Raw genomic sequence first — 13412 nt, forward strand, 5'->3', positions numbered from 1 at the left:
CGTCGCCGCCACCGACCACTCCGGGCCGCTGTTCAGCGCGCGGGTGATCATCGTGGCGCTGCTGGTGGCGGCCTTCGCGACGAGCGGGCTGCTGCTGTCGCAGACCGCCTACCGGGGCGGCCTGGGAGCCCCGCTGGCCGTGGTGACACTGGCGAACCCGGTGGCGGCCGCGGTGATCGGGCTCACCCTGCTCGGGCAGGGGCTGCACGGCGGCGCGAGCGGGGTGCTGCTCGCGCTGTCGGGAGCGGCGCTCGCCTCCTGGGGGGTCGTGGCGCTCACGCGGGCGACCCCGCACTCCACGCCGGCCGAACGGCCGTACCCGGAACCCGGCCTTGCCGGGCCCGGACAGCCCGTACAGCACGACGGCCACGAGGCGCACCCCGTGGCCGCTGTCCTGGCCCTGGAGCCGGAGTCGGCGTCCCAGGAACCGGCGCTGCTGCCCCGGCGGTCCGGAACGCGCCGCCGGTCCGGACCGGGGCACCTCACGCCCCTGTGACCGCCGGACCGCCGCCGCGCCGGGAGTTCACGAGCGCGGGGCCGTCCGTCAGCCCAGGCCGCGCGAGTCCTGCTTGAGCGCGGTGTCGACGGTGAGCGCCGTCGCCACCACCAGGCTCAGCAGCGGTTCGGGCAGCTGGTAGTGGATCTGCAGGACGTAGTTGTCGGCCGTCGTGAACATCGTCTTGGCCAGGCCCTCCCAGGTCTTGGTGATCCGGGCGACCTCGTTGTCGGCGTGGTCGACGATCGCGAAGTTCCAGGCGCGCCAGTTCTCCGCCTTGATCGCGCCGACCTGCTGGCCATTGGCGTTCATCGCGAAGTTGATCTTGCCGAAGACGTTCTGCTGGACGATCTCGCCGACCTGCGAGCCGTCCGGACGGGAGACGATCACCCGCGACTTGAAGAACTTCGCGGGCCGCGTGAGCAGCAGCTGCGGCCGGCCGTAGCCGTCCCGGATCTCCAGCCTGTGCGTCATGAACTGGTCGAGGCTGGAGACGAACCGCAGGATCTTCTTCAGCGCGCTCTGCCCGACCTCGGTGACCGCGCCGATCTGGTTGCCGTTCTGGTCGAAGACCGTGTACTCGTTGGTCAGCTCGATCAGCTTGGCCTTCTGGTTCACCACCAGCACCGGCTCGCTGAACAGCGTGCCGCCGCCGGCGCCGCTCGGGGCGACGCCGGCCTGCTGCTGCACCTGCTGCTGCACTCGCGCGTCGGGTGCGGGGGCGGCGGGGGCCTGCCCGCCCGCGTGGGTGTGCTCGGTCCACTGCGCGCCGTCCCAGTAACGGAGCGTCTGCGCCGCACCGTGCGGATCCGGGTACCAACCTGCAGGTGTGTTCGAATGCGTGGTCACCGGGGCACAGTACCGCGAGCCGGCCGGGAAGCAACCGCCGCCCGCCCCTGCCTCAGTCGGTCGCGATCGCCGGATCGCTCACACCGGGACGCCCGTTCTCGACATGTCCGGCGAAGCGCCGCAGAAACGCCGCGTCCGCCTCGGAGGTGACGGTGAGGTCGTACCAGCGCCCGCTCGCCGCGAGGTCGTAGCGGCGCCGCACCGCGGCGCCCGGCCGCACACTCACCGCCTGCGCGCTCCCGCCGTAGCCGCTGGTCACCTTCAGACGGACCGTGCCCGTGCCCTTGTTGGTGAAGGTCAGCTCGACGTCGTCGCCGACGTGCCGTGCGGTGATCTCGGGCCCCGCCGCCCTGCCGGGACCCTTGAAGACCCGCAGGAAGCCGTTCGGGCCGTGCACGGTCAGGTCGTGGGAGCCGCCGGAGTACGCCGAGTTCCAGCTGTCGGAGACCGTCCTGCCCGCCTCGGTGGTGTAGGTCCAGGGGCCGTCGGTGCGGTTGCCGGAGGTGACCAGGAAGGCGGCCCCGGCCTGCGCGCCGGAGGCGAAGGTCAGGGTGAGCTTCCCGGCCGCCGGATCCACCGAACCGTCCACCTGGGGCGCGTACTTCAGGGGGCGGGTCGGCCGCCGGCCACGCTCCTGCCGGGGCAGGACGCCCTGGGCGGGCGGGGTCGGCACGTAGTCGGGGTGGCGGTCGTGGTCCGGGGGCTCGTAGCCGGTGGTGTCGGGCAGGGAGACCGGGCGGGTGTCCTCGCGGGAGAAGTCGAAGGCGGAGGTCAGGTCGCCGCAGATCGCGCGCCGCCAGGGCGAGATGTTGGGCTCGCGCACGCCGAAGCGGCGCTCCATGAACCGGATGATCGAAGTGTGGTCGAGGGTCTCGGAGCAGACGTACCCGCCCTTGCTCCAGGGCGAGACGACGAGCATCGGCACACGCTGGCCGAGCCCGTAGGGGCCGGCCACATGACCGGCGTCGCCCTTGAACAGGTCCGGGCCGACGTCGACCGTGGACCTGCCCTGGCCGGCGGAGGCGGGCGGGAAGGGCGGGATCAGATGGTCGAAGAAGCCGTCGTTCTCGTCATAGGTGATGAACAGGGCGGTCTTCGCCCACACCTCCGGGACGCTGGTCAGCGCGTCGATGACCTGGGCGATGTACCAGGCGCCGTAGTTGGCGGGCCAGTTGGGGTGCTCGGTGAAGGCCTCGGGGGCGACGATCCAGGAGATCTGCGGCAGCCTGCCGCCCCTGACGTCGGCCTTCAGCCGGTCGAAGAAGCCCTCGCCCCTTCGGGCGTCGGTGCCGGTACGGGCCTTGTCGTAGAGGGGGTCGCCGGGCTTGGCGTCGCGGTACTGGTCGAAGTACAGCAGTGAGTTGTCGCCGTAGTTGCCGCGGTAGGCGTCGGAGATCCAGCCCCAGCCGCCGGCCGCGTCCAGGCCGTCGCCGACGTCCTGGTAGATCTTCCAGGAGACGCCCGCCTTCTCCAGGCGCTCGGGGTAGGTCGTCCAGCCGTAGCCCGCCTCGTCGTTGCCGAGGACCGGGCCGCCGCCCTGGCCGTCGTTGCCGGTGTAGCCCGACCACATGTAGTAGCGGTTGGGGTCGGTCGAGCCGATGAACGAGCAGTGGTAGGCGTCGCAGACGGTGAAGGAGTCGGCGAGCGCGTAGTGGAACGGGATGTCGTCGCGGGTCAGGTACGCCATCGTCGTGGTGCCCTTGGACGGGACCCACTTGTCGTAGCGGCCCTGGGCGAAGGCGGCGTGCCCGTCGTTCCAGCCGTGCGGGAGGTCCTGGATGAAGGCCAGGCCCAGGTCGTCGGCGTCGGGATGGAAGGGCAGGATCTCCTTGCCGCCGCCGTCCGTCTGGTGCCAGACGCTCTTTCCGTTCGGCCAGGTGACCGGGCGCGGGTCGCCGAAGCCGCGGACGCCTCTGAGCGTGCCGAAGTAGTGGTCGAAGGAACGGTTCTCCTGCATGAGGACGACGATGTGCTCGACATCCTCGATCGACCCCGTGCGACGGTTCGCCGGCAACGCGGCGGCACGCTGGATGCTGCCGGCGAGCGCGGTGAACGCCGTGGTGGCGCCCGCGATCCCCAGAAAGCGGCGCCGGTTGACTTCGGACATGGGTGAGGGCATGGGCGGGTCCTCTCATCCTGACGTGCGGATGGCCGGAACGGACGGAATGCGCGCGCAGCGAGTGTTCCAAGAGCACCGAACGTGTGGGAAGGGTGCGATGTCGCCCATGTGAAAGGAGCAAGTACGCGAGGCGTCGCGTCCTAGACGGGCCGCATCACGGGCATCCGTGCCGGCACCCGTTCCAGGACGCCGCCCGCGAACACGTCGTACAGGGGCAGGGTTTCCAGGTGGACGTAGCCGATGTGGCAGTCGCAGACGGCCAGCGGGCACGGGCGGGGGCGCAGCGCCGTCCGGTAGGAGCCGTCGTAGAGGTTGCCCAGCTCGGCGCGGACGAAGTGGCAGCGGCGGACGGTGCCGTCGCCGTCGACCGAGACGACGGACTCACCGGTGCGGCAGGGCAGTCCGGCGCTGGCGTGGGGGTGGCGGCTGTAGGGGAAGAGCGGGTCCAGGGCGGTCCACGGCGCGGCCGACGCGTCGTCGTAGGTGTGGCCCTCGGCCGCGTTGACCCACAGGTAGACGTGCTCGGGCAGGTCGGCGCGCAGCCGGCGGGCATGTGGCAGGTGTTCGGGCAGTCCGACGATGCCGACGCTGAACCGCACCCCTCGGCGCGCCAGGTCACGGCACTTGGCCAGGAAGCGGTCGTACGGCGTCTGCCCGGGGTGGTACGTGCACCACAGGGCGAGGGTGTCGAGGTCCGCGTCCGCGAGCCAGTCGGTACGACAGCTGAGGTTCGTCTGGATGGCCACGCGGCGGATGTGCGGCAGCCGCGACAGCTCGGTCAGGGTGCGCCGGTACCAGGAGCGGACCAGGCCCTCTCCCCAGGGGGTGAACAGCACGGACAGCCGGTCGCCGGTCTGGTCCGCGGCCCACCCGGCGAACCGTTCGAGGCACTCCCGGTCCGTGCGCAACTGCTCCGGACTGTCGCGCCGCTTGGCGAAGGGGCAGTACGGGCAGTCGTAGTCGCAGGAGGCGAGGGGGCCACGGTAGAGAAGCGTGAGGTCCATCGCCGTGCTCACTTCCGTTCGTAGGCGGCCATCGCCGCACGTACGGCGGGTGAGAACAGCGCGGGTCCGACGGCGTCGGAGTGGGCCAGGCCCTCCGGTGTCAGGCGCAGCACCGTGTGCGTGTCGGTGCCGTCCAGCCAGCCGCGGTCGGCGAACCGCTCCAGCTCGGCCCCGAAGTCGTCCTGGGGCGGACGGCCGAAACGGGCCCGGTACTCGGCCACGTCGAGCCCTTCGGCCTGGAGCAGCGACTGGAGCAGATGACGGCGGCGGGACTCGTCGGCGTCGATGCGGCGGCCGTACTCGGCATGGGCGAAGTCGGCGGCGGGGCGGGCCACGTAGTCGTCGATGATCGAACGGATCTCGTGCATGCCGACCGCGTAGTCGAACGAGTAGTGCAGGCCGGCGGTGTACGAGCGGGCTCCGCAGCCCAGGCCGATCATGCCGTCGGTCTGGCAGGCGTAGTCGTCCGCGCCCTGCGGTGGCGCGTCGGCACGGCGGAACATCCGCATCGACTGCTGCTCGTAGCCGTGTGCGAGGAGGTGGTCCCGGCCGAGGCGGTACAGGCGCAGGCGCTGCTCGTCCCAGGCGGGGTCGGCGCCCTGGGCGCGCCGGCCGAGGCCGGTGAGGGGGCGGACGTACAGGGGGTAGAGGTAGAGCTCCTCCGGCCGCCAGGCCAGGGCCGCGTCCAGGGAGCGCAGCCAACTGGCGTCCGTCTGGCCGTCGATGCCGTAGATCAGGTCGATGTTGAGGACGGGTATGCGCGCCTCGCGGACGCGGCCGAGGGCCGCCTCGACGTCCGCGCGGCGCTGGGGGCGTACGGCGGCGCGGGCCTCGGTGTCGTCGAAGCTCTGCACGCCCAGGCTGAGCCGGGTCGTGCCGCGGGCGGCCAGGACCTCCAGGCGGTCGGCGGTCGCCGTGGCGGGCGAGGCCTCCACCGACAGCGGGACGGCCCGCAGGTCGGCGCCCATGCGGTGTTCGGCTGTGTCGCAGAGGCGCTGGAGTTCGGCGGCGGTGAGGAAGGTGGGGGTGCCGCCGCCGAAGGCCGCGGTGGCGAACCGGACGTCTCCGGCGTCGCCGAGCGCCTCGCGCACGGTGGCCGCCTGGCGGTCCAGGGCGTCCAGGTAGGCGCCGGTCAGCCCGTCGGGGGCGCCGACGCGGGTGAACAGATTGCAGAATCCGCAGCGCACCTCGCAGAACGGGATGTGCAGGTACAGCGAGAGGGCGTCCTTGGGCTCCGCCGCCCACAGGGAGCGCAGCGCGGGGCGGTCGGGCAGGCGGCGGTAGGAGGTCTTGTGCGGGTAGGCGTAGACGTAGCTCTGGTAGGGGCTGCCGTACGAGTCCGGCGCGGTCGGCGCGGTCCCGGCGGCCCGGAGACGGGTCACGGTGGTCATCGGGCGGCTCCCGCTCCGGTTTCGGGTTCGAGGAAGAAGTGGGCGTACGGCACCGTCCACACCGACTCGTGGCCGATGCGGTGGCCGGTGTAGCCGTCGTCCCCGTAGGCGGTGCCGTGGTCGGAGCAGACGACGGCGAAGCAGCGGCGTCTGCTGCTCGCGGCGGCGAACAGGCGGCCGATGTGCCGGTCCACGTACTCCAGTGCGGCGGCGTGCGTCTCGCGGGTGTCGCCCGCCTCGCGGGTGGCTCCGGGCAGGTGGAACCAGTTCGGCTGGTGCAGCGCCGAGACGTTGACGAAGAGGAACAGCCGTTTGCCGGCGGGGATTTGGCGCACCGCGCGTTCGGCGCAGGCCACCTGCTGCTCGAACGACGTGGGCGAGGCGACGCCGAATCCGGGCTCCCAGTGGGACTCCTGGAACAGACCGGGCAGCACCGAGCCGAGCGGGCCCTGCTTGTTGAAGAAGCCCACGCCTCCGACGCACACGGTGTGGTAGCCCGCCCGGGCGAGGCCGGAGACGAGGTCGGGTGTGTCGTAGACCCAGGTGCGCTCGGCCGTCGTCTCGCTGCCGGCGAAGCTCGCCGCGAACAGGCGCGGGTGCGGGCCGGGGGCGGCCGGGGTGGGCAGGAATCCGGCGAAGATCGCCTGGTGGGAGGCGTAGGTGAAGCTGCCCGGGGCGTGGCGGCGCTCCCAGCGTCCTCCGGGAAGGTGGCGGGCCAGGTGCGGGATGCGACCGGACGACGCGAGTTCGGCGGCTACGTCGTACCGCAGGGTGTCCAGGGTGACGAGCAGCAGGTCGTGGCTGCCGACGATCTCGTTCATGTCGGGGTCGGCGGGTGCCGCGGCCGGTACGGGAGTCACCTGACGCTGGGACCCGTCGGGGAGCGGCGTGGGCGTCGGGTCAGGCGAGGGCATGGTCGGGTCCCGTTCTGTGCTGGGTGTGACGGATGGACTGCGGCCGGGCGGGGGTCCGGAGCGCGGGATGTGCGCGCAGGACGGCGGCGACCTGGGCCGCGTAGGTGTCCAGACCTTCGGCTCCGCTGCCGGGCAGGCCGGTGAGCCGTGGCAGCAGGTCGCCGAAGGCGTTGACCTCGCCGACCGCGAAACGGCGCCAGCCGGTGGCCGGCAGCAGGTCGACGCCCACGCACAGGGTGCGCGGGAAGCAGGCCGCGGCGCGTTCGCACACCGCGAGGGCGCCCGCCCAGCTGCCGCCGGCGGTCTCGACCGCCCGCCGGGCCGCTTCGAGGTCGCCGCGGGAGCCGCCGAGGTGCAGGTTGGTCAGCGGCGCGGCGCTGGTGCGGACCACCGCGTGGGTGGCGCGCCCGGCCACCACGAGCACCCGCAGGTCGGCCGCGCGGCCGTGCTGCGAGGCCTTCGGCAGCCATCTCTCCAGGTGCAGTCCGTCGGGGGCCAGGGTGTCGACGATCGCCGCGATGTCCTGCTCCCGCTCATAGCGCCGCACTTTGAGCGAGTTGAACAACCGCCCGTCCGGGGCGAGTTCGACCGATGTCGTGGCGCGGATCCGGCCTCCACCCGCCGCCTCCACGGCGAGGACACCGGACGCCGAGGAGCCGTGCGCGAGCTTGACGAAGAGCCGGGGCATACGGTGCTCACGCATCAGCAGCCGTACGTCGTCCCAGCCGCCCACCGAGGCCCCGGCGGGTCCGGACGTCGGCGAGTACGGAACGGGTACGCCCGCTGCGTCGAGCACGGCGTGGCAGCGCCTCTTGTCGAACAGCACGGCCAGTTCGTCCGGGTCGTCCAGGCGCACCCCTCCGCGCAGGCCGCCCACGGCGGTCAGGAAGCGCGTGTACCAGTGGGCCGAGCCCTCCACGCGGGTGGGGTCGTCGACGCCCCGCAGCAGCCGGTCCACCTCGGCGTTCTCACCGGGCGAGTCGACACGGACGATCTCGCCCGGTGCGAACTCGGCGCGGCCGTGCCGCAGTACGCCCGTCCAGGGCACCACACGGGGTGCGGGCAGGCCGGCCGCGGTCACCGCCCGGGCGAACAGCGCGACCCGGCGGTTCTCGGGGTTGCCGACCACCGCGAAGCGCGCTCCCGTCTCATTCTCCGACGGCGACATAGCGTCCCTGTGCGGGGTGGGAGCGGCGGGCCGGGGCGAGTGCCAGGTCCACACCGTGCGGTGCGAGGGTCTCGCTCAGCCGTCGTGTCAGGGCCTCGCTCATGAAGTGGTGGTTCAGGTTCAGCGACGTCAGGTGCGTGAGCGGCTGACCGGCGAGCAGCGCGCCACCGCCGTCGTCACCGAGGGCGCCCATGCTCAGGTCGAGCGAGTCGAGCCGGGCGACGACGGGCGTGGCGGCCACGGCGGCCGCGATGTCGTCCTGGATGTCGCTGTTGCGCAGGCCGAGGTGGCGCAGGTGGGGGCGGTCGCCGAGCGAAGCCAGCAGCGTGTCGACGTCCTCCCGGGTGCAGTCGCCGCCGTACCAGGTGGTGCCCAGCCACAGGTCGAGGCGGTGCAGGGCGGGGAAGTCGCAGCCGCTCAGCCCGCGCACCGCTTCGCGGGGCAGGCCGCCGCACTCGACGCGCAGGGTGCGCAGGCCGTCGTGGAGCAGCGGTTCGACCACCAGGTCCTCGGCGCCGCGGACGCCCAGTTCCTCCAGACGCGGCCAGGCGCGCAGCACCTTGGTCACGTCGCCCTGCTTGATCCAGGAGATCTCCGTCTCCTCGGACTCCACGTCGGCGAGGAACACGGCGCGCAGCCGGGGGAACCGGTGGGCCTCGGCGGTGATCGCGTCCAGGACCGGGTCGATGCCGCGCTCGTCCCAGTCGTCCCACCAGGCGCCGAGCACCAGCGCGGTGACCTCCTCGGTGGGCACCTCGTCGAGGAACCGGGGCCACAGGGTGTCGAAGGGGATCTCGTCCAGGAGGCAGGACAGCCGCCATGCGACCGAGCCGGGCGCCGGCGGTGCGTCGCGCTCGGCGCCTTCGGGTCCGGTGGGGAAGTCGTGGACGGGCAGGCCGTGGAAGCGGGTCAGGTGCGAGGGGTAGTAGCTCATGGCGGGCTCACTCACCCGCCGCGACGTAGCGGAAGACGGTACCGTCGTCGTCCCGGTCCTCGTCGGCCTCGCCCGGGTCGAGGTCGACCTCGACGCCCGCCGGTTCGAGCGTCTGCCGTATCCGTTGCCGGAACGCCTCGCCGATGTAGTGGTGGTGCAGGTCGAGCTTCTTGAGATGGGTCAGCGGCTGGCCGCCGAGCAGGGCGGCCGCGCCGTCGTCGGTCAGGACGCCCATCGACAGGTCGAGCACCTCCAGGCGGGCGGCCACGGGGGCGGCGGCGACGGCCGCGGCCACGTCGTCCTGGATCTCGCTGTTCCGCAGTGCCAGACGGCGCAGCCGGGGCAGCCGGGTGCCGGACAGGATCCCCTCCAGATCCGCCGTTTCGCAGTCCGCGCCGTAGGACGACTCGCCCAGCCAGACGTCGAGGTGCTCCAGCGCGGGCAGGTCGCTCGCGCCGATGCCGCGGACCACGCCGGCCGGCAGCCCTCCGGTCTGCACCGTCAGCGAGCGCAGGCTGTCGTGCCGCAGCGCCTGGAACTCCAGGCCCGTACCACCGCGCACACCGAACTCCTCCAGCGCCGGGAAGCCGCGCAGCAGCCCGGTGACGTCGGTCTGCGTGATCCAGGACAGCTCGCTCTCCTCGAAGACGATGTCGCCGAGGAACAGTGCTCTCAGGGCGGGCAGCCGGTCGCGGGCGGCGAGGAGGGCCTCGATCACGTCGTCCGGGCCGCAGTCGAAGACGCATTCCCAGGCGCCGACGATCAGGGCCCGTATCCGGGTGGTGTCCACCGCCGAGCAGAAACGTTCGAAGACCTGCTCCCAGTCGGCGTCCTCATCCGCGAACCCGGCCCTGATGCGCCAGGCCACCGCGTCGGGTGCCGGGAGATCCGCCGCCGCGCCGTCCTCGGGAAAGGTGAAGGCGGGCAGGCCGTACAACTCGGCGAGGTGGTCGGAGAAGACCATGCGTGCTGCTCCTGACGTGCGGCGGATGTGATGCGTGGCTGCGCGAGAAGTTGTACCAACAGCCACTGACAACCCCCTGCGCAGGGGCGGGAGTCCGGGGCTCGCGCGGTGGTGGATCCGGGCCGTTGTCAGTGGCGGCCCGTACGGTCCTTCTCGTGGCCCGGGCGCCGTGCGCCGGGCGGGAAGGGGAGCTGCGCATGTACCGGCAGGGAGACGTGCTGATCGTGCCCGTCGCGGACGACGCGGTGCCGCCGCACGTGACGCGGGCGCCGAAGGAACCGCGTGACGCGCGCGGCCGGATGGTCCTGGCCCTGGGCGAGGTCACCGGCCACGCCCACGCGGTCGTCGGCCCGGGAGAACTGGTCCGGGAGCCGGGCGCGTTCGGTCCGCTGCTGCTTCATCTGCCCGAGGGAGGGCGGGTGGTGCACGAGGAGCATGGGGCGATCACGCTGCCCAAGGGGTGGTTCCGGGTGATCCGACAGCGGGAGTACGTGCCCGGCTCGGTGCGGATCGTGGCGGACTGACGGCGGTGGAGGGGACGACGGTGAAGGGTGCCGAGGAGACCGTGGCGACCGTGGAGGCTATAGAGGTGGAGGCCGTGGCGGGGCCCGCTGAAGACGCGGCGGGAGCCGCGGCGGTGGAGCACTGGCGTGCGTGCGCGACGGCGGCGGTGCCCGCCGACCGGGCCGCGGCCGAGGAGGGCGTACGGCTGGCGTACCGGCGGGCCGGGCTCGCGGAGCCCGAGCGCATCGTGTGGGCGGGCTCCCCGCGTGAGGGCGTGCGACTGGTGCGCGACCTGCGAGAGGCCGGGCCGAGCGTCCGGGAGGCGATACGCACCGCGCCGTGGGCGGCCGAACGCGCCCGCGTCCATGCCGAGTTGGGGGCGGCGGGCTGGGCGGCGCGCTGGGCGGAGACCGGCGGGCGGCTGTGGGACGCGACGCAGGCGCTGGTCGACCGGATCCGGGGCGGCGTACTCCAGGAGCTTGCCGACGAGACCGGTGACGGTGATGCGGAGGTCCGGCTGATCCTGCTGGATGCCGTGCTGGGGCAGCACGACGCGCCGTGGCTCGCCGCGTTCGCACCGGACGGGCCGCCGCTCGACGGACTGGCCCTGGTGTGCCGCAACGCCGGCTGGTGGTGGGCGTTCGAAAGGGTCGCGGTGGTCTGCGAACGCCCCGTGGCGCTGCACCGGGACGAGGCCGGCCGGCTGGACCGCGCGGACGGTCCCGCGCTCGCCTTCCCCGACGGTTTCGCCCTGTACGCCTGGCGGGGCATGCCGGTGCCGGGCGAGTTCCTGGCGGAGCTGAACACGCTGACGCCGGAGCGGGTCCGCGCGGAGGAGAACGCGGAGCTGCGCCGCGTGATGCTGGAGCACTACGGCTACGAACGCTATCTGTCCGACTCCGGGGCCCGCCCCGTGCACCAGGACGAGACCGGCACCCTCTGGCGGATCGACCTCGACGACGACGAACCGGTGGTCATGGTGGAGGTCCTCAACTCCACTCCGGAACCCGACGGCACGCACCGCACGTACTGGCTGCGCGTCCCCCCGACGACCCGTCGGGCCAGGGAGGGGGTCGCCTGGACGTTCGGGCTGCACCCCGACGCGTACGCGCCCGTGCGCGAGACCTGAACCCGGCCGTGTCATCCGGCCGGTGTCGTCCCTCTTCGGGAGCCGGCCGCCGGGGCTACACCCGGCTCGCGGTCGCCGTGTCCGCCGACAGCCGCTGGGCGACGTAGATCGGTACGACGGAGAGCAGGACGAGGACGGCGGCCACGACGTTGACGACCGGGGCCTGTTGCGGCCGGGTCATGTTGTCGAAGATCCAGATGGGCAGCGTCTCGACGCCGGGTCCGGCGGTGAAGGTGGTGACCACGATCTCGTCGAAGGACAGGGCGAAGGCGAGCAGGGCGCCCGCGAACAGTGCCGAGCGCACCAGCGGGAAGGTGACGTCGGCGAAGGCGCGGAAGGTGTCGGCGCCGAGGTCCATGGCCGCCTCCTCGTAGGAGCCGGAGGTGCGGCGCAGCCGGGCGACGACGTTGTTGAAGACGACGACGATGCAGAAGGTGGCGTGCCCGACGACGACGGTGAACAGCCCGAGTCCGACCCCGAGCGGCCGAAGCACCGTGGAGAACGCGGAGTTGAGGGCGATGCCGGTGACGATCCCGGGCAGGGCGATGGGCAGGACGACCACGAAGGAGACGGTGCCGCGGCCGAAGAAGCGGTGCCGGGCGACGGCGAAGGCGATCAGCGTGCCGAGGACCAGGGCGATGGCGGTGGCGCCGAGGCCGGCCCGCACCGAGGTCCACAGGGCGTCGCGCGCCCCGGAGTTGTGCCAGGCCACCGACCACCAGTGCGCGGTCAGTCCGGGCGGCGGCCAGCTCGCGCTCCGGTCCGGGTTCAGCGAGTTGACGAGGACCAGCAGCAGCGGCACGTAGATCACCGCGAAGCCGAACCCGGCGGCGACGCGCAGCGCGATGCGCGCGGAACGGGAGAGGTGCATGGCGGGCTCCTAGGGGGTGTCTCGTCGGTCAGGGCGGATCAGGGAGCGGTGGCTGGTGGTGGGGGCACCTCCCACGCCGTTCAGGCAGTGGGGGAACATCGCAAGGCGGAGGAGGGAGTCGATGCGGAGCATCGGCGACCGACGACAACGCCGCGAGGTGCGGTGCCAGGCGCCGCGAGCCCGGCATGATCGGCGAGACACCCCCTAGAGGCTGCTCAGGGCGCCGGTGCGGCGCATCGCGAGCAGGTACAGGACGACGACCACCACCGGGACCGTGCCGAGGGCAGCGGCCATGGGGAGGTTGAGTTCGATGTTGGAGTACACGAGGTTGCCGATGAGCTGGGTCTTGCCGCCGATGATCTGCACGGTGATGTAGTCGCCCAGGCTGAGCGAGAAGGTGAAGATCGATCCGGCGGCGAGCGACGGCAGCACCATCGGCAGCACGACCGAGCGGAAGGTGCGTCCGGGCCGCGCCCCGAGGTCGGCGGACGCGTCGAGCAGTCCGGCGGGCAGCTGCTCCAGCGCGGTGTGGATCGGCAGGACCATGTACGGCAGCCAGAGGTACGTCAGGGTGAGGACGGCGGCCGACAGACCGAAGCCGGGGCCGCTCAGACCGAACGGCTTCAGCATCCAGTCGGCGAGCCCGCCCTGGGAGAGGATCAGCCGCCAGGCGTACACCTTGACCAGGTAGCTCGCCCACAGCGGGGTGAGGATCGCCACCACGAGCAGCGGGCGCCACCGGGGCCGGGCGACACGCGCGGTGTAGAACGCGAGCGGGAAGGCGATCACCGCGCACAGGACGGTGACGGCGAGCGCCACGCCGATGCTGCGCAGGATCACCTGGCGGTAGACCGGCGTGGTGAACAGCTCGTGGAAGTTGTCCGTCGACCAGGCCTTCACCACCTCGGACGTGAAGGAGTCCGTCGTCCAGAACGCCGAGACGAACAGCACGGTCAGGGAGCCGAGGTAGAGCACGGCCAGCCACAGCAGCGGCGCGGTCAGCAGCAGGGACAGCCGGAGGCGGGGGCGCCGGTGCAGCGCCCCCGCGGTTCGCGTCAGCAGGCTCATG

Annotated in this window: 12 protein-coding genes and 1 pseudogene; 3 read left to right on the forward strand and 10 right to left on the reverse strand. The window is 72.5% G+C overall.

Going from position 1 to position 13412, the window contains the following annotated elements; genetic code table 11:
• Nucleotides 1-496 (forward strand): annotated as a pseudogene (locus IE318_RS30650) (hypothetical protein); the annotation flags it as partial.
• A 48-nt stretch (nt 497-544) separates the two neighbouring features.
• Here the strand turns inward: IE318_RS30650 and IE318_RS30655 are convergent.
• The 8 genes from IE318_RS30655 to IE318_RS30690 all read right to left on the reverse strand — a co-directional run bounded on the left by IE318_RS30655 (nt 545) and on the right by IE318_RS30690 (nt 9839).
• Entirely contained in the window at nt 545-1345 is an 801-nt protein-coding gene (locus IE318_RS30655; protein ID WP_030169243.1) for an LURP-one-related family protein, read from the reverse strand.
• Nucleotides 1346-1397: 52 nt separating this feature from the next.
• Entirely contained in the window at nt 1398-3452 is a 2055-nt protein-coding gene (locus IE318_RS30660) for a phosphocholine-specific phospholipase C (protein WP_189905556.1), read from the reverse strand.
• A 152-nt stretch (nt 3453-3604) separates the two neighbouring features.
• Nucleotides 3605-4468, reverse strand: coding sequence for an STM4011 family radical SAM protein (locus IE318_RS30665; RefSeq protein WP_189905558.1), 864 nt, complete (start codon nt 4466-4468; stop codon nt 3605-3607).
• Nucleotides 4469-4476: 8 nt separating this feature from the next.
• Nucleotides 4477-5859 carry an STM4012 family radical SAM protein gene (locus IE318_RS30670; RefSeq protein ID WP_189905560.1) on the reverse strand — a complete coding sequence of 461 codons (1383 nt, stop codon included), beginning with the start codon at nt 5857-5859 and terminating at the stop codon, nt 4477-4479.
• Entirely contained in the window at nt 5856-6680 is an 825-nt protein-coding gene (locus IE318_RS30675) for an STM4013/SEN3800 family hydrolase (protein WP_189905600.1), read from the reverse strand. Before IE318_RS30675 ends, IE318_RS30670 begins: the two co-directional genes overlap by 4 nt.
• Nucleotides 6681-6759: 79 nt before the next feature.
• Nucleotides 6760-7941, reverse strand: coding sequence for an STM4014 family protein (locus IE318_RS30680; RefSeq protein WP_189905562.1), 1182 nt, complete (start codon nt 7939-7941; stop codon nt 6760-6762).
• Nucleotides 7922-8875, reverse strand: coding sequence for an STM4015 family protein (locus IE318_RS30685; protein ID WP_189905563.1), 954 nt, complete (start codon nt 8873-8875; stop codon nt 7922-7924). The genes IE318_RS30680 and IE318_RS30685 overlap by 20 nt, the downstream gene beginning before the upstream one ends.
• A gap of 7 nt (nt 8876-8882) precedes the next feature.
• Entirely contained in the window at nt 8883-9839 is a 957-nt protein-coding gene (locus tag IE318_RS30690) for an STM4015 family protein (RefSeq protein WP_189905565.1), read from the reverse strand.
• A gap of 197 nt (nt 9840-10036) precedes the next feature.
• Here IE318_RS30690 and IE318_RS30695 point away from each other — a divergent pair, with 197 nt between their 5' ends.
• Together IE318_RS30695 and IE318_RS30700 are read left to right on the forward strand one after the other, a co-directional pair.
• Nucleotides 10037-10363 (forward strand): DUF8820 family protein, encoded by a 327-nt coding sequence (locus tag IE318_RS30695; RefSeq protein ID WP_189905567.1) that lies wholly within the window; start codon nt 10037-10039, stop codon nt 10361-10363.
• A gap of 50 nt (nt 10364-10413) precedes the next feature.
• A complete protein-coding gene (locus tag IE318_RS30700) occupies nt 10414-11472 on the forward strand; it encodes a DUF6745 domain-containing protein (protein WP_373311328.1) in 1059 nt (352 codons plus the stop codon).
• A 55-nt stretch (nt 11473-11527) separates the two neighbouring features.
• Here IE318_RS30700 and IE318_RS30705 read toward each other — a convergent pair whose 3' ends face one another.
• Together IE318_RS30705 and IE318_RS30710 are read right to left on the reverse strand one after the other, a co-directional pair.
• On the reverse strand, nt 11528-12343 hold the full coding sequence (locus IE318_RS30705) for an ABC transporter permease (protein ID WP_189905569.1): 816 nt from the start codon (nt 12341-12343) through the stop codon (nt 11528-11530).
• Nucleotides 12344-12547: 204 nt separating this feature from the next.
• The gene (locus tag IE318_RS30710; protein WP_189905571.1) at nt 12548-13411 is read right to left on the reverse strand and encodes an ABC transporter permease; all 864 of its coding nucleotides are present in this window, start codon (nt 13409-13411) and stop codon (nt 12548-12550) included.
• Between the last annotated feature and the right edge of the window lies 1 nt (nt 13412).

Source organism: Streptomyces spiralis (genome assembly GCF_014654675.1).
Lineage (GTDB): Bacteria > Actinomycetota > Actinomycetes > Streptomycetales > Streptomycetaceae > Streptomyces > Streptomyces spiralis.

Bases quoted from the DNA above. Each gene is read 5' to 3' on its own strand.
- IE318_RS30660 (WP_189905556.1), bottom strand. From the start codon at position 3,452: ATGTCCGAAGTCAACCGGCGCCGCTTTCTGGGGATCGCGGGCGCCACC.
- IE318_RS30665 (WP_189905558.1), bottom strand. From the start codon at position 4,468: ATGGACCTCACGCTTCTCTACCGTGGCCCCCTCGCCTCCTGCGACTAC.
- IE318_RS30670 (WP_189905560.1), bottom strand. From the start codon at position 5,859: ATGACCACCGTGACCCGTCTCCGGGCCGCCGGGACCGCGCCGACCGCG.
- IE318_RS30675 (WP_189905600.1), bottom strand. From the start codon at position 6,680: ATGAACGAGATCGTCGGCAGCCACGACCTGCTGCTCGTCACCCTGGAC.
- IE318_RS30680 (WP_189905562.1), bottom strand. From the start codon at position 7,941: ATGTCGCCGTCGGAGAATGAGACGGGAGCGCGCTTCGCGGTGGTCGGC.
- IE318_RS30685 (WP_189905563.1), bottom strand. From the start codon at position 8,875: ATGAGCTACTACCCCTCGCACCTGACCCGCTTCCACGGCCTGCCCGTC.
- IE318_RS30690 (WP_189905565.1), bottom strand. From the start codon at position 9,839: ATGGTCTTCTCCGACCACCTCGCCGAGTTGTACGGCCTGCCCGCCTTC.
- IE318_RS30695 (WP_189905567.1), top strand. From the start codon at position 10,037: ATGTACCGGCAGGGAGACGTGCTGATCGTGCCCGTCGCGGACGACGCG.
- IE318_RS30705 (WP_189905569.1), bottom strand. From the start codon at position 12,343: ATGCACCTCTCCCGTTCCGCGCGCATCGCGCTGCGCGTCGCCGCCGGG.
- IE318_RS30710 (WP_189905571.1), bottom strand. From the start codon at position 13,411: ATGAGCCTGCTGACGCGAACCGCGGGGGCGCTGCACCGGCGCCCCCGC.